This is a genomic window from uncultured Phascolarctobacterium sp. (genome assembly GCF_902463975.1).
Taxonomy (GTDB): domain Bacteria; phylum Bacillota; class Negativicutes; order Acidaminococcales; family Acidaminococcaceae; genus Phascolarctobacterium_A.
Genome location: NZ_CABQHJ010000017.1, coordinates 25,042 through 46,692, shown reverse-complemented (window position 1 = coordinate 46,692; position 21,651 = coordinate 25,042). Strand labels below are relative to the sequence as shown.

At 47.4% G+C, this 21,651-nt stretch carries 14 protein-coding genes and 2 riboswitches; all 14 genes read left to right on the top strand.

What is annotated here, in order from left to right; all coding sequences use genetic code 11:
* Nucleotides 1-111: 111 nt before the first annotated feature.
* Nucleotides 112-3,924 carry a DNA-directed RNA polymerase subunit beta gene (rpoB, locus tag RDW05_RS06425; RefSeq protein WP_307978279.1) on the top strand — a complete coding sequence of 1,271 codons (3,813 nt, stop codon included), beginning with the start codon at nt 112-114 and terminating at the stop codon, nt 3,922-3,924.
* A 20-nt stretch (nt 3,925-3,944) separates the two neighbouring features.
* Nucleotides 3,945-8,060 carry a DNA-directed RNA polymerase subunit beta' gene (rpoC, locus tag RDW05_RS06420; protein WP_307978277.1) on the top strand — a complete coding sequence of 1,372 codons (4,116 nt, stop codon included), beginning with the start codon at nt 3,945-3,947 and terminating at the stop codon, nt 8,058-8,060.
* Nucleotides 8,061-8,126: 66 nt separating this feature from the next.
* On the top strand, nt 8,127-8,519 hold the full coding sequence (locus RDW05_RS06415) for a hypothetical protein (protein ID WP_293724877.1): 393 nt from the start codon (nt 8,127-8,129) through the stop codon (nt 8,517-8,519).
* Nucleotides 8,520-8,626: 107 nt separating this feature from the next.
* Entirely contained in the window at nt 8,627-9,292 is a 666-nt protein-coding gene (locus RDW05_RS06410) for a response regulator transcription factor (RefSeq protein WP_307978276.1), read from the top strand.
* Nucleotides 9,282-10,565 carry a HAMP domain-containing sensor histidine kinase gene (locus RDW05_RS06405; RefSeq protein WP_307978275.1) on the top strand — a complete coding sequence of 428 codons (1,284 nt, stop codon included), beginning with the start codon at nt 9,282-9,284 and terminating at the stop codon, nt 10,563-10,565. Before RDW05_RS06410 ends, RDW05_RS06405 begins: the two co-directional genes overlap by 11 nt.
* 147 nt (nt 10,566-10,712) lie before the next feature.
* The gene (locus RDW05_RS06400) at nt 10,713-12,302 is read left to right on the top strand and encodes a glycosyltransferase family 39 protein (RefSeq protein WP_307978274.1); all 1,590 of its coding nucleotides are present in this window, start codon (nt 10,713-10,715) and stop codon (nt 12,300-12,302) included.
* Nucleotides 12,303-12,458: 156 nt separating this feature from the next.
* Complete coding sequence (locus RDW05_RS06395; protein WP_307978273.1) at nt 12,459-13,658, top strand: MFS transporter; 1,200 nt, start codon at nt 12,459-12,461, stop codon at nt 13,656-13,658.
* Nucleotides 13,659-13,858: 200 nt separating this feature from the next.
* Nucleotides 13,859-13,964, top strand: a riboswitch (glycine riboswitch).
* Nucleotides 13,965-14,084: 120 nt separating this feature from the next.
* On the top strand, nt 14,085-15,431 hold the full coding sequence (locus RDW05_RS06390; protein WP_307978272.1) for a sodium:alanine symporter family protein: 1,347 nt from the start codon (nt 14,085-14,087) through the stop codon (nt 15,429-15,431).
* A gap of 282 nt (nt 15,432-15,713) precedes the next feature.
* Nucleotides 15,714-15,811: riboswitch (glycine riboswitch) on the top strand.
* Nucleotides 15,812-15,917: 106 nt separating this feature from the next.
* Nucleotides 15,918-17,297, top strand: coding sequence for a sodium:alanine symporter family protein (locus RDW05_RS06385; protein WP_307978270.1), 1,380 nt, complete (start codon nt 15,918-15,920; stop codon nt 17,295-17,297).
* Between the two features lie 221 nt (nt 17,298-17,518).
* On the top strand, nt 17,519-17,884 hold the full coding sequence (locus RDW05_RS06380; RefSeq protein WP_304238150.1) for a YccF domain-containing protein: 366 nt from the start codon (nt 17,519-17,521) through the stop codon (nt 17,882-17,884).
* A gap of 394 nt (nt 17,885-18,278) precedes the next feature.
* Nucleotides 18,279-19,103 (top strand): energy-coupling factor transporter ATPase, encoded by an 825-nt coding sequence (locus tag RDW05_RS06375; RefSeq protein WP_307978269.1) that lies wholly within the window; start codon nt 18,279-18,281, stop codon nt 19,101-19,103.
* Nucleotides 19,094-19,951 (top strand): energy-coupling factor transporter ATPase, encoded by an 858-nt coding sequence (locus tag RDW05_RS06370; RefSeq protein WP_307978267.1) that lies wholly within the window; start codon nt 19,094-19,096, stop codon nt 19,949-19,951. Before RDW05_RS06375 ends, RDW05_RS06370 begins: the two co-directional genes overlap by 10 nt.
* Nucleotides 19,951-20,766, top strand: coding sequence for an energy-coupling factor transporter transmembrane protein EcfT (locus RDW05_RS06365; protein ID WP_293388969.1), 816 nt, complete (start codon nt 19,951-19,953; stop codon nt 20,764-20,766). The genes RDW05_RS06370 and RDW05_RS06365 overlap by 1 nt, the downstream gene beginning before the upstream one ends.
* A complete protein-coding gene (gene truA / locus RDW05_RS06360) occupies nt 20,754-21,506 on the top strand; it encodes a tRNA pseudouridine(38-40) synthase TruA (protein WP_307978265.1) in 753 nt (250 codons plus the stop codon). Before RDW05_RS06365 ends, truA begins: the two co-directional genes overlap by 13 nt.
* Nucleotides 21,507-21,651: the final 145 nt, after the last annotated feature.

Here is a 21,651-nt window from a genome sequence, read left to right as displayed (position 1 = left end):
ATCGAAGACAACTGACAAGGTCCTTGTGGTAAGAACCTTGTTGTTTTTTTTGTCGGGAGTGATGCTGCCAAGTTTAGTATGCTGATAATACAAGAAGGGGTGAGGAATTACATGTTTAAACCGGTTCCAGTAGGTGATAGGACTCGGTATAGTTATGCGAGAATCAATGAAATTCTGGCTATGCCGCATTTGATTGATATTCAAAGAAAGTCCTATGAGTGGTTCATTCAGAAGGGCCTCATGGAGATTCTGCATGACATTTCTCCTATTAAAGACTTTGCAGGCAATCTGGAGCTTTACTTCGAAAGCTTTGAATTAGGAGCTCCTAAATATAGCGTTGAAGAGTGTAAGGAGAGAGATGAATCTTATTCTGCACCAATGAACGTAAAAGCTCGTCTCGTTTTCAAAGATGACTCTGGCGAGATGAAAGAATCCTCTGTGTTTATGGGTGACTTCCCACTGATGACTGATACCGGTACCTTTGTTATCAATGGTGCTGAACGTGTTATAGTCAGCCAGCTGGTACGTTCTCCTGGCGTTTACTATAGTGTAACTATGGATCCGAGCGGCAAAAAGATTTATGGTACTACCGTAATTCCTAACCGTGGCGCTTGGATTGAATATGAAACTGATATCAATGATATCATCTCTGCTCGTGTAGACCGTACCCGTAAGGTTCCGGCAACAGTGCTGCTGCGTGCTTTAGGCTTATCCTCTAATGATGAGATTATAGCATGCTTCGGCAATCATCCTGCATTGCTGGCTACCCTGGAGAAGGATACCACTACCAACAAAGATGAAGCAATGCTGGAGCTTTACAGAAAGTTGCGTCCTGGCGAGCCTGTTATCCTGGAAAACGCTGTACAGCTGATTGAGAATACCTTCTTCGACAGCAAGCGTTATGATCTGGCTAATGTTGGCCGTTATAAGCTCAACAAGAAGCTTGGCTGGCGCAACCGTTTGAGCGGTACTGTACTGGCTGAACCTATTGTTAATGAAGAAACTGGCGAAATCATCCTGCCGGAAGGCACTAAGATGACCGACGAAAATCTGGATAAGATTGAAGAGAGCGGTGTCTACAGTGAACGTGGCCTGCGTGCTGTTAAGGTTAAAAATCATGAAGCAGATATGCTGCTGATGTTTACCACCGGCATTGATGCAAAACTGCATACAGTTACCCAAGAGGATGTATTTACCTCCTTTAACTATCTGCTGAACCTGATGGATGGTCATGGTACCGGCGATGATATTGACCATCTGGGCAACCGTCGTGTACGCTGCGTTGGCGAATTGCTGCAAAACCAGTTCCGTATCGGCTTGTCCCGTATGGAACGCGTTGTTAAAGAACGCATGACAATTCAGGACAATGAGGCTATTACTCCGCAGGCACTGATTAACATCCGTCCTGTAGTTGCTGCTATTAAGGAATTCTTCGGCAGCAGCCAGCTGTCCCAGTTTATGGACCAGAACAACCCGCTGGCAGAGCTGACTCATAAACGTCGTCTGTCTGCCCTTGGCCCTGGCGGCTTGTCCCGTGAGCGTGCAGGCTACGAAGTCCGCGACGTACACAACTCCCACTATGGCCGTATGTGTCCTATCGAGACGCCTGAAGGTCCTAACATCGGTTTGATCGGTTCCTTGTCTACCTATGCTGTTATCAATGAATACGGTTTCATGGAAACTCCGTACCGTGTTGTTGATAAAGAAAATAAACGTGTAACTGAAGAAATCAGATACATGACTGCTGATGAAGAGGATAAATATATCGTAGCACAGGCCAACGAACCGTTGGATGATAACGGCTACTTCTTGGGCGAGCGTGTAACTGCCCGTGCTAAGGATGATGTCCTGTCTATTACTCCTGATAAAGTAGACCTGATGGACGTTTCTCCTAAACAGGTAGTATCTATCGCAACTGCACTGATTCCGTTCCTGGAAAACGATGACGCTAACCGTGCTCTGATGGGTGCGAACATGCAGCGTCAGGCTGTACCTCTGCTCTGTACTCAGGCTCCGATTATCGGTACCGGTATGGAATACAAGGTTGCTTCTGACTCCGGTGTCTGCGTCCTGGCTAAACGTGCCGGCGAGGTTATCCGCGTAGTAGGCAACGAAATCCGTGTACGTGCTGAAAATGGCGAGGTAGACGTATATCCGCTGCTGAAATTCAAACGTTCTAACCAAGGTACCTGCGTTAACCAGCGTCCTATCGTCTTCAAAGGCGACAAGGTTGTTGAAAAGCAGATTCTGGCAGATGGCCCGGCTACCGATCACGGCGAGCTGGCTTTAGGCCACAATGTAATCGTTGCTTATATGCCTTGGGAAGGCTATAACTACGAGGATGCTGTTCTGCTGAACGAAGACCTGGTAAAGGCTGATATCTTTACTTCTATCCATATTGAAGAATATGACTGTGATGCCCGCGATACCAAGCTTGGTAAAGAGGAAATCACCCGCGAGATTCCTAACGTATCTGACGAAGCTCTGAAGGATCTGGACGAGCGTGGTATTATCCGCATTGGTGCAGAAGTACGTCCTGGCGATATTCTGGTAGGTAAGGTTACTCCGAAAGGTGAAACCGAGCTGACTGCTGAAGAACGTCTGCTGCGTGCTATCTTTGGTGAAAAAGCACGTGAAGTACGTGACAGCTCCCTGCGTGTACCGCACGGCGAAGCTGGTAAGATTGTCAGCGTTAAGGTATTCAGCCGTGAAAACGGCGATGACCTGCCGCCGGGAGTAAACGAACAGGTTCGTGTACATATTGCCCAAAAACGTAAAATCTCCGAAGGCGATAAGATGGCAGGTCGTCATGGTAACAAGGGTGTCGTTTCCCGCATCATGGCGCGTGAGGATATGCCGTTCCTGCCTACTGGCGAACCGGTACATATCGTACTGAATCCGCTGGGCGTACCTTCCCGTATGAACATCGGACAGGTACTGGAGAACCATCTGGGATGGGCAGCACGTGCTTTGGGTATGGAAATTGATACCACTAACCTGGCAGCTAAGCTGAACGCAGTTGAAAAGACTGGCGCAGCAGAAGGCACTCCGGAATTTGAAGCGGCTTATAAGGAAGAGCTTGCTAATTCCGAAACCGCTAAGAAATTAGAGCATTACGGCTACGATTATGAAAAATATGGTATGCCGGAAACTGTTGAAATTGATAAATTCGGTGGCAAGAGCGTAAAAGCAGTACAGATTTCTGTACCTGTATTCGACGGTGCGCATGAGCAGGATATTGCTGATGCCCTGGAGCTTGCAGGCATTGATAAGACTGCTAAGACTACTCTGTATGATGGTCGTACCGGTGAGCCCTTCGATAACCCTGTTACCGTTGGTCTGACCTATTACCTCAAGCTTCACCATTTGGTTGATGATAAGATCCATGCACGTAGCACAGGCCCGTACTCCCTGGTTACCCAGCAGCCTTTGGGTGGTAAGGCACAGTTCGGCGGCCAGAGATTTGGTGAGATGGAAGTTTGGGCGCTGGAAGCATACGGCGCTGCTTACACCCTGCAGGAAATCCTGACTGTTAAGTCCGATGACGTTGTTGGACGTGTTAAGACCTACGAAGCAATCGTTAAAGGCGAGAATGTACCTGATCCTGGCATTCCTGAATCCTTCAAGGTACTTGTTAAGGAGCTGCAGTCTATCGGCCTGGATATCAAGGTTCTCAACGAGGACGAGGAAGAGGTTTCCCTGCGTGACGATGATGATGAAGATATCGCAACCACCGCTCGCGAAATGGACATGGATATCAGCGGCCAGGTAATTGAAAATGCACCTGAAAAGCCTGTTGATGATTATGCTGATAATGACGCTACCGAGGATGTAAGTGACTCCGGGGATATCATTGCTGATATGGGTAATTTCACAATTACCGATAATCCCGACGGTGACTTAAATGATCCGGATAATATGTAAGAGAAGGGAGCGAATGATTCTTGATCGACGTAAATAATTTTGTGTCTATGCGTATCGGTTTGGCCTCTCCTGACCAGATTAGAGCCTGGTCTTACGGTGAGGTAAAAAAACCCGAAACCATCAATTATAGAACCCTGAAGCCGGAACGAGATGGCCTGTTCTGCGAAAGAATCTTTGGCCCTACTAAGGATTGGGAGTGTCATTGCGGCAAATATAAACGCATCCGTTATAAGGGTATTGTCTGCGATAAGTGCGGCGTTGAAGTAACCCGCAGCAAGGTTCGTCGTGACCGTATGGGCCACATCGAGCTGGCTGCGCCGGTTTCCCATATCTGGTACTTCAAGGGTATCCCCAGCCGTATGGGCCTGATGCTGGATATTTCTCCGAAAAGCCTGGAGCAGGTTCTGTATTTTGCTAAATTTATCGTTCTTGATCCGGGTGAAGGCACTGACTTAGTTAAAGGTCAGCTGCTGACTGAGCCTGAGTATATGGAAAAGCGCGACAAATATCCTGAAGCAGGTATCCGTGTAGGCATGGGTGCGCAGGCTATTAAAGAGCTGCTGCAAGCTATTGATCTGGAAGCTTTGACAGAGCAATTGCGCCATGATATGAAGGAGCTGAGCGGTCAGCGCCGTGTACGCGCTATCCGTCGTCTGGAAGTTGCTGAAGCTTTTCTGAAATCCGGCAACCGTCCTGAATGGATGATTATGGATGTAGTACCGGTTATTCCGCCTGAGCTGCGCCCAATGGTACAGCTGGACGGTGGCCGTTTCGCTACCTCCGATTTGAATGATTTATATCGCCGCGTTATCAACCGTAACAACCGTTTGAACCGTTTACTGGAGCTGCATGCGCCTGATATTATTGTCCGCAATGAAAAACGTATGCTGCAGGAAGCAGTAGATGCTTTGATTGACAATGGTCGTCGCGGTCGTCCGGTTACCGGTCCTGGCAACCGTCCGCTGAAATCCTTGTCCGATATGCTCAAAGGTAAACAGGGCCGTTTCCGTCAGAACCTGTTAGGTAAACGTGTTGACTATTCCGGCCGTTCCGTAATCGTAGTAGGTCCTGAGCTGAAAATGCATCAGTGCGGCCTGCCGAAGGAAATGGCTTTGGAGCTGTTCAAACCCTTCGTTATGAAGCGTTTGGTAAACAGCGGTGAAGCAAGCAATATCAAGAGCGCTAAGCGCATGGTAGAGCGTGCTACCAACGCCGTATGGGATGTTCTGGAAGAGGTAATCAAGGAGCATCCGGTACTGCTGAACCGTGCACCGACTCTGCATAGACTTGGTATTCAGGCATTCGAGCCTATCCTGTCTGAAGGCCGTGCTATTAAGCTGCATCCTCTGGTATGTACCGCTTATAACGCCGACTTCGATGGTGACCAGATGGCTGTCCATCTGCCGCTTTCCGTTGAGGCTCAGGCTGAAGCACGTATGCTGATGATGTCTGTAAACAATATTCTGGCACCGAAGGATGGCAAGCCTGTTGCTGTTCCTACCCAGGATATGGTTTTGGGCTCCTACTATCTGACTATCGTCAAGACCAGCAAGGATGATCCGAACATCAAGGGTGAAGGCAACCGCTATAGCAGCGTGGACGAGGCTCAGCTGGCTTACTTCCACCAGGCTGTAGATCTGCAGGCAACCATTGAGGTTTATATTCCCAACAGCGAAATCTATGACGAAGAAAAGGGTGCGGCCGTTGGTGAAACCGGTATGTCCCTGGTAGTTACAACAGTTGGTAACACTATTTTCAATGGCGAGCTGCCTCTGGAAATGCGTTACTATCATAAAGAAAAAGATCAGGTTGTTGAAAAGCATCTTGATGCTGAAGGCAACGTTGTTGAAGAAACAGTTGAGGTTGAACGTTGGCACCTTGGCAAGCTGATTGACAAAAAAGAATTGGGCAAACTCGTTGCTAAAGCTCATAAGCTGTACGGCAACCTGCGTACTGCTGAGATTCTGGATATTGTTAAAAAGATGGGTTACGATAATGCTTGTAAGTCCGGTATTTCTATCGCAACCTCTGATATTCAGATTCCTGCTGAAAAAGAAGTTATTCTGGAAGCAACAGAGCATGAGGTTGATAAGGTTGAGCGCCTCTTCCGCCGTGGCTTGATGAGCGATGACGAACGTTATCGTAAGGTAATCGACCTCTGGAACGAAGCAACCGATAAGGTTACCGACAAGCTGATGAAATCCACCATGAACAAGTTTAATCCTGTTTCCATGATGGCTGACTCCGGTGCCCGCGGTAACAAACAGCAGATTCGTCAGCTGGCTGGTATGCGTGGTTTGATGGCCGATCCTTCCGGTCGTATCATTGACCGTCCTATCAAATCCAACTTCCGTGAAGGCCTGACCATTTTGGAATACTTCATTTCTTCTCATGGTGCTCGTAAAGGCTTGGCCGATACTGCATTGCGTACTGCTGACTCCGGTTACCTGACTCGTCGTCTGGTTGACGTTGCTCAGGACGTAATTGTACGTGAGGATGATTGCGATATTGTAGGTATGAACCTGGTTAAGGAACGCAGCCGCCTGAGCAAGGCTGTTCTTGGTGCAAGCCAGAACAAAATCCGCGAAAAGGTTATGGGCCGCACCCTGGCTTCCGGCGTACTTGACGCAGAAGGCAATCTGATTGCAGAAGCAGATACCAACATCACTGAAGAGCTTTTCGCTAAACTCAATGATGCTAAGATTGAAGAGATTAACCTCTACTCTGATGAAGATATGAATGGTGAGGATATTGAAACTGTCCGCATCAACATCAGCGACACCTTTGCACATAATGTGCTGAAGGAAGCTATGATGCATAACTTCAACAATAAAGAGGTAGCATCTGATATTGTTAACGGTGCAGGCGAAGTGCTGGCACATACCGGCGACACCATGACCGAAGACATTATCAACGCTATTTTGGCTGACGGTACTGTTAAGGAAATGCGTATCCGCAATAACGAAATTGCCGGCATTGAGGTTGAGGCAATTACCGAAGGCAAGAAAGAGAAAACCATCATTGAAACATTGCATGACCGTATCATTGGCCGTAACCTGGCTGAGGATATTCTGGATGAAAATGGTGAAATTCTCTATCATATCAATGAATATGTTACCGAGCCTATGGCAGAGCGCATCTGCCAGCTGCGTGAAAAGGTTAAGATCCGCAGTGTACTGACCTGTAAGGCTAAATTCGGCGTTTGCCGCAAGTGCTATGGCCGCAACCTGGCAACTGGCAAGAACGTTGATGTAGGTGAGGCAGTCGGTACTATTGCTGCACAGTCCATCGGTGAACCTGGTACTCAGCTGACCATGCGTACCTTCCATACCGGCGGTGTTGCAGGTGCTGATGATATTACCCAAGGTCTGCCTCGTGTCGAGGAACTGTTCGAAGCACGTAAGCCGAAGCATCCTGGCATTTTGTCCGAGGTTGCAGGTCACGTACATATTACCCAGGAGGGCAACAGCCGCAAGGTAACCGTAATGGCACTGGATGGCGAAAACCAGGAATACCAGATTCCTTATGGTGCTAAGCTGTCTGTTGTTGAGGGCGAGGAAATCGCTAAGGGTGACCGCCTGACTGAAGGCTCTCTGAACCCGCATGACGTACTGCGTATCAGCGGCGTCAAGGCTACCCAGAACTATCTGGTATCTCAGGTAGTTGGCGTTTATAAGTCTCAGGGCGTAGATATCAACAGTAAGCACATCGAGGTTATGGTTCGTCAGATGATGCGCAAAATCCGCATCGAGGAATCCGGCGATACTACGATGCTGCCGGGTGAAGACGTTGATGTGGCAGAATTTGAAGATCAGAATACCGAGATGCTGGAAGCAGGTAAGACTCCTGCAGAAGGCCGCGCTATTTTGCTGGGTATCACCAAAGCTTCTTTGGCTACCGATTCCTTCCTGTCTGCCGCTTCCTTCCAGGAAACCACCCGCGTACTCACCGATGCCGCTATCAAAGGCAAGGTTGACCCGCTGCTGGGCCTGAAAGAAAACGTTATCATTGGTAAGCTTATTCCGGCTGGTACTGGTATGAGCCGTTACCGTGATATCAAAGTAAAATATAATGTTCCGATGCCGGAAGTTCCAACTGCTGAAGCTGAAGCAGAGGAAACTACTGATAAGGAATAACGTATAAGCAAGTGCGCCTCAAAGCCTTAGGCTCTGAGGCGCTTTGCTCTATGAGGAGAACGATTTATGCTGATAAAAAAATTTCCTGTTCCCTGTCGCGTTGACTACGTGCCTTCTCCCTATGAGCCTGATGAGGACGGCGTGCAGGATGTCGGCTATTATAACGGCAAGCTGAGCGATGGCCGCGCCTATCGCCTGGAATGCTGGCGTATGGACGATATGCTGATGCTGACAGTAATGTTTTCAGACCAGTGCCTGGAAGGCTACAGACGCGACGATATGCCGCTTTTGCTGGAGCTGGAAGGCATTGTGAGCTTTACAGACACTAGTCGTAAGTTGCAGGCTACACGCACGGAGGATGACCGCGGGCAGGCTGTATGGGCCATTAATCTTATGCTGGCCAATAAAAAAGGCACTTATGCAGAAATTGTGCCGCCGCTGAACAGATATATCATGTAAGACAATCGCTGCTGAAGGCAAAGCTTTGGCAGCGATTTTTCAGTTAAAATTAATTTTACATGCCTATACTGCATTATGATACAATAGCAGTAACGGAGGCGGAAGCAATGAAAATTTTATTAGCTGAGGATGATATAAATTTAGGCAAGCTTTTAAGCATGCTGCTGAAAAAACAAAATATAACTGTGAACTGGGTACAGGATGGCGAGGCTGCCTACGATGCTGTGTATGCCGACGGCTATGATGTGCTGGTATTGGACTGGATGATGCCGCTTTTAAGTGGCCTTGACCTGTGCAAGCGCCTGCGTGAAGAAGATTATCAGGGGAAAATATTGCTGCTGACGGCAAAGGATACATTGGCGGATAAGGTAGAGGGATTAAACAGCGGTGCGGACGACTATCTGGTAAAGCCTTTTGAGCTAGAGGAGCTGGTGGCGCGCTTGAATGCTCTCTACCGCCGCCAGGGACAGTACAGCGCGGAAAAGCTGCGCTATGGTGCTTATACGTTGGAAAGCTCTACCTATTGTTTGGCTTATGGCGAGCAGCGCGTAGAGCTGCGTCCGCGTGAATTTAAGCTGCTGGAGCTGCTTTTGCGCAACCGGGGGCAGGTTATGCCGCGTGCGGTGCTGCAGGACCGTATCTGGGGCATTGACAGCGATGTGACGGAGAACAATCTTGATGTGCATATCCGTCTGCTGCGTAAAAAAATTATGGAGCTGAACGGAGAAGAACTGATTAAAACGATGCGGGGCGTGGGCTATTATGTGGAATAAGCCTTTTGAAAAGCTGCGCCGGCGCATGACCTGCTTATATGCCGCCATCTTCGGTGCTTTGATTTTGGTTATTGTGGCTGCGGCCTACACCTTTATCTGGTGGGAAATACTGGCGCACGAAAAGGAAAACCTTGTAGCGCAGATTTACCATGAGGGCGAAGAATGGATAGAGTCGGAGGAGGCTCCCTGCTCTGAAGCAGCTATCCGCAGCGGAAAAATGCTTGCATACTTTGTGAATGCAGATGGCTCGAAGGTAATTTTAAACCAGCTGGGAACCGGTGAGGCGGGGCAGGAGCTGATGAGTCATAAGGATGATTGGCCGAAGGTGCTGAATACATCGCGTCTTTTGCGGATGCATGGAGTGAATGGTGAGCGTTATCGTTATCTGGTTGCAGTTGCTCCTGTTATTGACGGTGATAAGCAGGTTGGCAGGCTGTATATGTTCAAAAATATGGAGTTTTATTATCATGCGGCTTATAAAACGCTGTTTTTGCTTTTGTGTATGGCGCTGGTGCTGTATTTTGCCGCCTGCTATTTCGGTTATTGGCTGGCAGGACGCAATATCCGTCCTATAAGCAACATGTATGCCAAGCAGCAGCAGTTCACAGCGGATGCTTCGCATGAAATGCGCACACCGCTTGCCGTTATGAAGCTGGCTGTGCAGGGACTGCAGGAGGATGAGGACAGCAGGCTGAGCGATTTTGCCAAAGAGTCAGTAGATATGTTGAAAAGCGAGTCGGAAAGACTTAGCCGTCTTACGGAAAATCTTATGACCTTGGCGCGCAGCGATGAGGATTTTCTTCCAGTGTATACGGCGCAGGTGGATATAACGGCGCTGTGTAAAAAGGTTGCATCACAGATGTCGCTTTTGGCAGCAGAAAAAAAGCTGCAGCTGAAGCAGGAAATCCAGGATAATCTGATAATGCAGGGCGACGAAATGGCTTTATCGCGTCTGCTGATTATTTTGGTGGATAACGCTATGAAGTATTCGCCGGAGCAGACGCAAATTACTCTGCGTGCAGCCAAGGTGAAAACGCATCTGGTACTGGAGGTACGTGATGAGGGTTGTGGCATCAGTGACGAAGATAAGCAGAAGATTTTTGATCGCTTCTTCCGCGTGGACAAGGCGCGCAGCCGCAGTCAGGGTGGCCTGGGCTTAGGATTATCGCTGGCCTTGGCGATTGTGCGTCAGCATGGCGGCAGCATTAAGGTTTTTGATAATATGCCGCAGGGAACTGTTATGTATGTGAAGCTGCCGCTAGAGGCTAAGTAATGCTTTGGCTATATTAACCTGATATAATCTAAAGGCAAGATTAATTTAAGATGAATACCCCTTTCAGTAATCGTTAAGCAGAAGCGTTTATACTGTGCTTAATGAAAAGCAGAATGACAATATTCTGCTGCTGAAGGGGGATTTTTTATGCCACGAAAATATTGGCTGCTGCTTTTTGCAGCTGCCGCAGCATTGCTTTTTGCGGGTAATGGCAGCCTGATGATTACAGATAGCGTAGAATCTAATTATGCTTTGACGGCGAAGGAAATGGTACTGAGCGGCGATTGGCTGTCACCGCAGATTTACGGTCATTACTGGTATGATAAGCCGATTTTCTTTTATTGGCTGACGGCGCTGGCTTATAAAATGTTTGGCTTTACTGAATTTGCCTCGCGCTTCTTTCCGGCATTATTCGGTTTGGGCAGCGTTGCATTATTGGCGTGGGGAGGCAGCAAGCTGGAAAATGCGCGCAGCGGCTTTTTCAGCGCGTTGGTGCTGCTGAGCAGTGTGGAATTTTTTCTGATCAGCAAGTCGGTGATTACCGATGCGGTGCTCTTCTTTTTCTTAAGTGCGACGTTGCTGTTTTTCTATCTGGGCTATCGTGACGGCAGGGCGCACTATTGGTATATTATGTATGCTGCAGCAGGCTTTGCGGTTTTGACTAAGGGTCCGATTGGCGTGCTGCTGCCGGGATTGATTATTACGTTATTCCTGTTGTGGCAGCGTGATTGGCACGTACTGAAGCGCATGCATCTTGTAAGCGGCACATTGCTGTGTGCGGCGGTTGCTGTGCCCTGGTATGCTGTTATGTACAGCCTGCACGGCAGTGATTTCATCAATACCTTCTTCGGCACACACAACTTCCTGCGCGCAACGGTATCGGAGCATCCGCGTGACGATGTGATTTATTATTATACGCTGGTAAATTTGCTGGCGCTGTTTCCGTGGAGCGGACTTGTTCCCTGGGCTGCCTATAAATGGTGGCGGCAGGGACAGCGCAGCCTGGAAGAACAGCAAAAATTTTTACTGCTGTGGGCACTTGTTGTTTTCATTTTCTTTCAATGTATGGCAACGAAATACATCACCTATACCTATCCGCTGCTCTTCCCGGCCAGCCTTTTACTGGGAAGCATGCTGGCAAAATATACCGAATGTGTGGATGGCGGTTATATGATATTTGTCGGCGGAGGCTTTGGCTTGCTGCTTGTGGGAGCATGGTTTGCGGTAAGTCATCAGCTGATAGCATCTGAGCTGATGTTCTTGCTGCCGTTGGCGCTGATTATCAGCGTGATGCTTGATTATATACTGCGCTTAGTGACGGGCGAGCGTGCCTGCAGTATTGCGGCGATGTCGCTAGTATTTTATATTGCGCTCGTTTTCAGCATTGCAGTGCCGTTCAGTGAGCAGCGCAGTGCGAAGAATTTGGGTGAGATGTTGACGGAAAATGATGTGCACGAGGTAGGCTTATATGGCAAATATCCTACTTCTGCAGTTTTTTACAGTAACAGTAAAGTAGTCAAGCTGATGCATGAGCGTGAGGTTGCAGGCTATATTCCCAAGGATTTTTCCTGGACAAGCAAGAACGTTATGCCTTACGCAACGCTGGAGCGGAATCCGTATCGTATTGTTGTTGTTACGCCTTCAAGCTATGATAGATTTATTGCTCAGCAGAATAACAAATGGCAGGTTATTGATGCCGATAATAGCTGGATTATGCTGAGAATGAAGAAGGGATGAACTGAGATATTATTGTCTATATAACCGATAAGTGCCTGTGACGTAGTGTTGCAGGCACTTTTAATAATTTGGCAGATTTTCAGCAAATTAAAGAATAATTAAGTTTATGATAATATGCTATAATAAGGAAATAGTAACTAAACAGGAGGCGTAAGCATGCACAATAAAAATTCTGCTATGGCGTTTATCGTGCTGCTTGGTGTTGTCAGCTTGTTCAGCGATATGACGCATGAAGCAGCGACAAGTATTAAGGGAGCGTATTTATTAATTTTAGGAGCGAGTGCTTCTACAATCGGTTTTATCTCCGGCGTAGGCGAGCTTTTGGGCTATGGCCTGCGTTATCTTTTTGGTCGTTTGGTAGATAAAACGCACAACTACTGGGGCTTTATGATTTTAGGCTACGCTGTGGATGTTTTTGCCGTACCGGCATTGGCGCTGGTCCATCGTGACGGCTGGATAGCAGCCTGCGTGCTGCTTGTTGTTGAGCGCATCGGCAAGGCGATAAAAAAGCCTGCCAAGAATACTATTCTTTCCTTTGCGGCCTCACAGGAGGGTGTCGGCAAAAGCTTTGCTATACAGGAAGCCTTGGATCAGCTTGGTGCTTTTATCGGCCCCTTGCTGCTTTATGCGGTGATGCTGTATAAGCATGGCGATGAATACGAGGTATACAATGCAGCCTTTGCTTTTCTGGCTTTGCCTGCTGTCTGCACAATTGCTTTTTTACTGTTTGCTAAAAGCCGTTTCCCGAATCCGGAAGCCTTTGAGCCGGAAGCTAAGGAAGAGAAGAAGGATAGCTTTGTAGGCAAGAAAAGCTTTTATTTGTATCTTGCAGGCATCAGCTGTTTCGCTTTCGGTTTTGTAGATTTTCCGCTGGTGACTATGCATTTGGCAAAAAATAAGCTTTTTGACGACAGCACTTTGCCGTTGCTATATTCCGGTGCTATGCTTGTGGATGCGGTTGCGGCGCTTTTCTTTGGCTGGCTGTTTGACAAAATGCGCACGAAGGCATTGGTTATTTCTACAGCTATTTCAGCTTTCTTTGCAATTTTTGCCTTTGGTATGACTTCGCCGGGTATGATTATGCTGGGTATTGCTTTGTGGGGCGTAGGCATGGGCGCTCAGGAATCTATTATGAAAGCAGCGGTTGCCACCATGACGAGTAAGGAGCATCGTGCAAGCAGCTACGGTACGTTCGAATTTTTCTTTGGCTTAGCGTGGTTTTTGGGCAGCTGGCTGTTGGGAGCAATTTATGATTACTCATTGAATACCTTCATCATTGTTTCTGTAGCGGCACAGCTTATCGCTTTACCCTGTTATCTTTTAAGCGAGCGCAGCTTTGCACGTGAAAACTGCTAACGAATTGCTTCAAAAGTTACATTACCTTATGTATTCGTGTATACATAAAAAATTGTTAAAAAAAGGCTTGCGTTCTTCAAAAAGTGTGTTATAATAGCGTACATAAGTAAATAACGAGTGGATGATGTATATGGGAGAAGGCACTGCCTACCGAAGGAGCAAAACTCTCAGGTGCTTAATTTTAAGCAGGAACCGTATGCTGACACAACTCTGGAGAGTCCCTTAAATGGGCGCCGAAGGTGCAAAGATGTCTTCTGAATTTCAGAAACGTCCTTATCTCTCAGGCCAGTGGACAGAGCAAAGCTTATGTGATGGCGCTATTGCCTATCATATGTCATTGACTTTTACCGGAGTATTTTTTGTATACTCCGGTTTTTTATTTGCTTATAAATAATTAATGGGAACTAAAAGGGAGATGTTTTAATCATGTTGGAAATTTTGAATGAAATTGATGCGTTTGTCTGGGGCCCGCCGCTTCTGGTACTTTTGGTTGGTACCGGTATTCTGCTGACCTTCCGTCTGAAGCTGCTGCAGGTTTTCAAGCTGCCACAGGCTTTGGGCCTGATCTTCAGTGCTAAGAACGATGGCAGCGGTGACGTAAACAGCTTTAAAGCACTGTGCACCGCGCTTGCTGCAACCGTTGGTACCGGTAACATCGTTGGTGTTGCAACTGCAATTAAAGCAGGTGGTCCGGGCGCACTGTTCTGGATGTGGATGGCAGCCTTCTTCGGTATGGCAACCAAATATTCCGAATGTCTGCTGGCTGTAAAATATCGTACTGTTGATGCTAACGGCAATATTTCCGGCGGCCCGATGTACTACATTGAAAATGGCTTGGGCAAAAAATACAAACCGCTTGCTGTTATGTTTGCTGTATTCGGTATTCTGTGCGCATACTTTGGTATCGGTACCTTTGCTCAGGTAAACTCCATTGTTGAAATTACCCAGATTTCTGCAGGTATTCCTGTTGTTTACACCGGTATTGCTCTGACTGTAGTTGTTGCTGCTGTAACCATCGGCGGTTTGAAATCCATTGCAACTGTTGCTGCAAAGGTAGTTCCTGCTATGGCTATGCTGTACTTTTTGACTACTGTTGGTATCATGATTGTTTTTGCAGACCAGGTTCCTGCTGCAATCGCAACTGTATTAAATTCTGCTTTCACTCCGACTGCTGCTCAAGGCGGTTTCCTTGGTGCAACCGTTATGCTGGCAATGCGCAGTGGTGTTGCCCGCGGCGTATTCTCCAACGAATCCGGTTTAGGTTCTGCTCCTATCGTTGCTGCTGCTGCTAAAACCAAATGGGCTGCAGAGCAAGGCTTGATTTCTATGACCGGTACTTTTATTGATACTATCATTATTTGTACTCTGACCGGCTTGTCTCTGGTTGTCAGCGGTGTATGGTGCGGACCTCTGAACGGTGCTGCAATGACTGAATCTGCCTTCACCATGGCGTTCCCTGCATTTGGCAGCATTCTACTGTTGGTTGGCCTTGTACTCTTTGCTTTCACCACTATCCTTGGCTGGAACTATTACGGCGAACGCTGTGTAGAATATCTGATGGGTGTTAAGGCAATTCTGCCGTACCGCATCATCTTCATCTGCTTGATTGCCTGCGGTCCCTTCCTGAAGCTGGAAGAGATTTGGGTTTTGGCGGATATTGTTAACGGCCTGATGGCTATTCCTAACTTAATTGCACTGATTGCTTTGTCCGGCGTAGTTGTTGCCGAAACCAAGGCTTATCAGAAGCATTTGGATGAACAAAAGGATAAATAAGTAAGCCTGATATTTCATTTTATATAGCAAAGCGGCGTTGTGCGACTCTCCCCAGAGTTCCCACAGCGCCGTTTTGTTGTTAAAAAAATCAATAAATATACTTTAGTTTACAGTTTGCAATGTATGCGTGTATACATTGCTGTAAGCTCTTGAAATTTGTTTAATATGTGCTATAATCAGATACATAAGTAAATAGTGAGTGGATGAAGTACATAGGAGAAGGCAATGCCTACCGAAGGAGCAAAAACTCTCAGGTGCTTATAAAAAGCAAGAACCGTGTACAGACACAACTCTGGAGAGTCCCTTAAATGGGCGCCGAAGGTGCAAAGATGTGCTTATTTACATCCTTATCTCTCAGGCCAGTGGACAGAGCAAAACCATGATGATAGTACAGCTATCAGGGCCGCTGACAAACCAGAGTATCAGATAATATACTCTGGCTTTTTATTTACTTAGGGAACTTTAAAAATGAGAGGGGAAATCATCATGTTGGAAACATTGAATGCAATTGATTCGTTTGTCTGGGGTCCGCCACTACTGGTGCTGCTTGTAGGTACCGGCATTATGCTGACTATTCGTTTAGGCTTGCTGCAGGTATTGAAGCTGCCGCAGGCATTGAAGCTTATCTTCTGTGCTAAGAATGAAGGTCATGGTGACGTAAACAGCTTTAAAGCACTGTGTACCGCTCTTGCTGCAACTGTTGGTACCGGTAACATTGTTGGTGTTGCTACCGCAATTAAGGCCGGTGGTCCCGGTGCTTTGTTCTGGATGTGGTTGGCTGCCTTCTTCGGTATGGCAACCAAATATGCGGAATGCCTGCTGGCTGTAAAATATCGTACTGTCGACGCTAACGGCAATATCTCCGGCGGTCCGATGTATTACATTCAAAACGGTCTTGGCAAGCAATATAAACCATTGGCAATTATGTTCTGTGTCTTCGGTATCATGTGCGCATACTTCGGCGTAGGTACCTTTGCTCAGGTAAACTCCATTGTTGAGATTACCAAAATCTCTGTTGGTATCCCGGTTATCTACACCGGTATTGCTCTTACCGTATTGGTTGCTGCTGTAACCATCGGCGGTCTGAAATCTATCTCTAATGTTTCTTCTAAGGTTGTTCCCGGCATGGCAGTAATTTACTTCTTTACTACCTTGGGCATTTTAGTTAGCTTTGCGGACCAGGTTCCGGGCGCTATCGCACTGGTTATTGAAAGCGCTTTCACTACTACTGCTGCACAGGGCGGTTTCCTTGGAGCAACTGTTATGCTGGCGATGCGTAATGGCGTTGCCCGCGGCGTATTCTCTAACGAATCCGGCTTAGGCTCTGCTCCTATCGTAGCAGCTGCTGCCAAAACTCATTGGCCTGCTGAACAAGGTCTGGTTTCCATGACCGGTACCTTCATTGATACTATCATCATCTGCACCATGACCGGTTTGTCCTTGATTGTTACCGGCGTTTGGAACGGCGATCTCAATGGTGCTGCCATGACTAATGCAGCCTTCAGCTCTGCATTCCCTGCCTTTGGTACTTGGTTACTGTTGGTTGGCCTGGTGCTCTTCGCCTTCACTACTATCCTTGGCTGGAACTACTACGGCGAACGTTGTGTAGAATATCTGATGGGTGTTAAAGCAATTCTTCCGTATCGCATCGGTTTCATTATTCTTGTAGCTGTTGGCCCGTTCCTGAAGCTGGAAGAAATCTGGGTTATGTCCGATATCGTTAACGGTCTGATGGCTCTGCCTAACCTTATCGCACTGGTTGCACTTTCCGGTGTAGTTGTTGCTGAAACTAAAGCATATCAACAACATCTCAAGGAAGAATCTGAGCTGGTTCCGGCAAAATTAGCCGAAGAAAGCAATCATTAAGTTATCCCATTTAATTTAATATAGTGCAGCGGCACTGTGAGACTCTCCCCAGAGTTCCCACAGTGCCGCTTGCCTTTGCGCTTGCACAAAAGTTAGCGGTATGCTAAACTAGCCTTAGAGAGATTACTTACAATCTTTTAAATCAAATGTATCAGTAACCAACTACGTGTATATTTTTCGGTGTGACGGTTGGTTTGTCAGTAGATGAAAGGAAGTGCGCAATGAGCATTATCGGTAATATTATCTGGTTTTTATTTGGCGGTATTTTAGCAGGCATTATCTGGTATCTGGTAGGTCTGTTATGGTGTTTGACGATTATCGGTATTCCGGTAGGACTGCAGTGCTTTAAGCTGGGACGCTTGAGCTTCTTCCCCTTTGGTAAGGACGTAGTTTTGAGCGGCGAAACAACCTCATTGCTGTTAAATATTTTTTGGCTGATTTTTGGTGGTATCGAACTGGCAATTACGCATGCTGTTTTTGCTGTGATTCTGTGCTGCACGATTATCGGCATTCCCTTCGGTATGCAGCATTTTAAGCTGGCTAAGCTGGCACTGCTGCCGTTTGGAGCACAAATTGTAGATAATTAAGAATAAACTTATAATATAGCAATAGTTCATACAGGAATTTTATTCACGATTTCTTCAAAACTTTGCCCTTGCTATGTCACAGCAATATAGTATACTATGAGTGTAGCAAGAAGTTGCTACACCCTTCCCATCAAATTCATCATAAACAGCTTTCCTAAGAGAGGCAGCCTGCAATATCCCCTGCAGGCTGTTTTCTCGTTTTCTAAAGCTCGTGTTGCTTTGCTGGCATTAAAATTGAACGTTTTGATTTATAAAAATAAGCCGTAAACGTGCTTGAGAGTTTATGGTTTACTTTTTTATCATTATGGTTAACCGTAAAAGAAAATGCGGTTGACTAATCTTTTTATCGCGTATATAATTAGTAAGTACACGAATTTATGATGGAGGCACTGTTGTGATTAGTATAAAGAATTTGAAGCATTACTATACAGATGCTGATGGCAACGAGGTAAGGGCACTGGACGGCGTAAGCCTGGAGATTAAGCAGGGCGAATTTGTTGCTGTTATCGGCGCTAACGGCAGCGGTAAATCTACGCTGGCACGTCATTTGAACGCTTTGCTGCTGCCGACAGACGGCACTGTGCTGGTAGATGGCATGGATACTGAAGATGAAAACAAAATGTGGGATATCCGCCAAAAGGTTGGTATGGTGTTCCAAAATCCCGACAACCAGATAGTTGCTGCGATTGTGGAAGAGGATGTGGCCTTCGGCCCGGAAAATATCGGTGTACCGGGACAGGAAATACCGCAGCGTGTAGCAGATTCATTAGCTGCTGTAGGCATGACGGAATATGCCAAGCATGCACCGCATCTTTTGAGCGGCGGCCAGAAGCAGCGTGTGGCTATAGCAGGTATTCTGGCGCTGCAGCCGGAATGCATTGTGCTGGACGAGCCGACAGCGATGCTTGATCCGCAGGGACGCAAGGAAATTGTTGGCACTGTACGCAAGCTTAATGAAGAAAAAAAGATGACTATAGTTTATATTACGCACTACATGGTGGAAGCACTGGCTGCTGACCGCGTAGTTGTTATGGAAAAAGGTCATATCAGATTTATGGGTACTCCGCGTGAGGTTTTCAGCAGGGTAGATGAGCTGGAGGCTTTGGGCCTGGAGGCTCCGCTGGCGGCGAAGGTAGCCAGTGAGCTGCGCAAAAGCGGTGTAAAGCTGCCGCAGGATATTATTACAGATGAGGAGCTGGCGCAGGCATTATGTCAATAAAACTTTCTAATATATATCATACATATTCCAAGAGTACGCCATTTGAACGCCTGGCACTCAATGATGTGTCGTTGGAGATTTCCAAGGGCGAAATAGTTGCCATTATAGGACACACCGGCAGCGGCAAGTCTACCTTAGTACAGCATTTAAACGGCTTGCTGAAGCCTGATAAGGGCAGTGCAAGCATTGATGACATTGATATTACTGCCAAGGGGGCGGAAGCCAAGACTGCACGCCAGCAGGTTGGCATGGTATTTCAATATCCGGAGCATCAGCTGTTTGCGGAAACTGTTTTCGAGGATATCGCTTTCGGTCCGCGCAATAAAGGCTTTGCCGAGGATGAGGTAGAAAAGCAGGTGCGTGAGGCTATGGCCTTCGTCGGCCTGGATTATGATACCTATGCGCAGCGCTCTCCCTTTCAGCTGAGCGGCGGCCAGATGCGCCGTGTAGCTATTGCCGGCGTAGTTGCGATGAACCCTGATTATCTGGTATTGGACGAGCCTTCCGCAGGCCTGGACCCGCGTAGCCGCAATGCAGTATTCAAGGAAATCATGTCGCTGCACAAAAGTCGCGGTATTGCGATTGTGCTGGTAACGCACAGCATGGAGGAGGCAGTAAAATATGCTGACCGCCTGCTGGTTATCAACGCCGGCAAGGTGCTGTTCGACGGCACTCCCGCAGATATTTTCAAGCAGCATGCCGATGAGCTGGTCAAGGTTGGCGTAGATGTGCCGCAGGTTTACAAGCTGGCGGATTTACTGCGCAAAAACGGCCTGGCAGTGAAAGAGAACATTAAAGACGATATGAGCCTGGTCAAGGCGATTAAGCAAGCAAAGGGGTGGAAATAATGCTGACAGATATAACCTTAGGACAATATTTCCCCGGTAACTCCTTTATCCATAAGCTTGATCCGCGTACTAAGCTGTTGGCTACCTTGATTTATATTATTGCTATTTTCTTTGCGGTAACGCCGTTGGCCTATGGCATTTTGACCGCCTTTGCAGCTGTGGTGATTCTTATTTCAAGAGTACCGTGGATGCTGGTCTTCAAATCACTGAAGCCTATCTGGATTATTGTTATTCTGACGATGCTGATTCATATGTTTACCGCTCCTGGTGAGCATATTGTTTTTACCTGGAAGTTTTTGAGCGTAACTGCCGAAGGCATCGATATGGGCGTAAAGATGGCAGTTCGCCTGATTCTGCTGCTGCTGTTTTCTTCGGTGCTTACCTTTACGACATCACCGATTGTATTGACTGACGGTATTGAAAATCTGCTGCGTCCGTTCAAAAAGCTGGGTGTTCCTGCGCATGAGCTGGCTATGATGATGACCATTGCTTTGCGCTTTATTCCTACATTATTGGATGAAACAGACCGCATTATGAAGGCACAGACCTCTCGCGGCGCTGATTTTGCCAGCGGTAATATTTTCCAGAGAATGAAAAATATGCTGCCGCTTTTGGTACCGCTGTTTATCAGTGCCTTCCGCCGTGCCGATGAATTGGCTGTTGCAATGGAAGCTCGCTGCTATCGCGGCGGTGAAGGACGTACACGCATGCATGAGCTGGCATATGCCGGCCGCGATTACCTGGCCTTTGCTTTGATTATTATACTGGCGGTTGGCCTCGCAGTATTGCGCTGGGGGAACGTATGCGTACAATAAAGCTGGTTGTAGCCTATGACGGCAGTGCCTATCATGGCTTTCAGAAGCAGAAAAACGTGCAGACGGTGCAAAATGTGCTGGAAGAAGTGTTGACTATGCTGTGCGGCGAAAAAGTAGTAACCGCAGGCAGTGGGCGCACGGATGCCGGGGTACATGCTTTGGCACAGACGGTGACCTTTACTACGAATGGTCGCATTCCCTGTGCTAATCTGGTGCGTGCGGCGGCAAGCCTGCTGCCGGAGGATATCGTGGTTGTGAACGCCGAGGAGATGCCGGAAGGCTTTCACGCACGCTTCAGCGCACAGTGGAAGACGTATCATTACAAGCTGCTTGTCAATGAGCACGTCAATCCCTTTATGGTGCGTTATGCCTGGCAGCTGCGTCAGCAGCTTAATCTGAAGGCTATGAATGAGGCGGCTGAGCTGCTGCTGGGAACGCATGATTTCAGTGCTTTCCGCAGCAGCGGCAGCGTAGATACTTCGCCGATAAAAACAATTTATGCTGCCAAGTGGCAGCAGCAGGGAGAAGAGATTCTTTTCCGCATCAGCGGTGACGGCTTTTTGTATCACATGGTACGCAACATAGTCTGGTCCCTGGTACAGGTGGGAATGTGCAAGCGTACGGTGCAGGATTTTGCCGCCGAGCTGACGGCACAGCGCTGTGAATTTCTGAACGAGCCTGCTCCGGCACAGGGTTTATACCTGGCAGAGGTAGGTTATCGGGAGTATCCGCAGTTTTAATGTAAAAACTCTTGGAAAATGCTAAAATTTTAACAAAAATACTTGACTTAAACTCTTAAGTTGCGTATAATATATCTACGTGATTTTCCGCTTGATTTCACTAGCCCCGAAATACGGTGAGAAGATCGCAACGAACTGTATATTT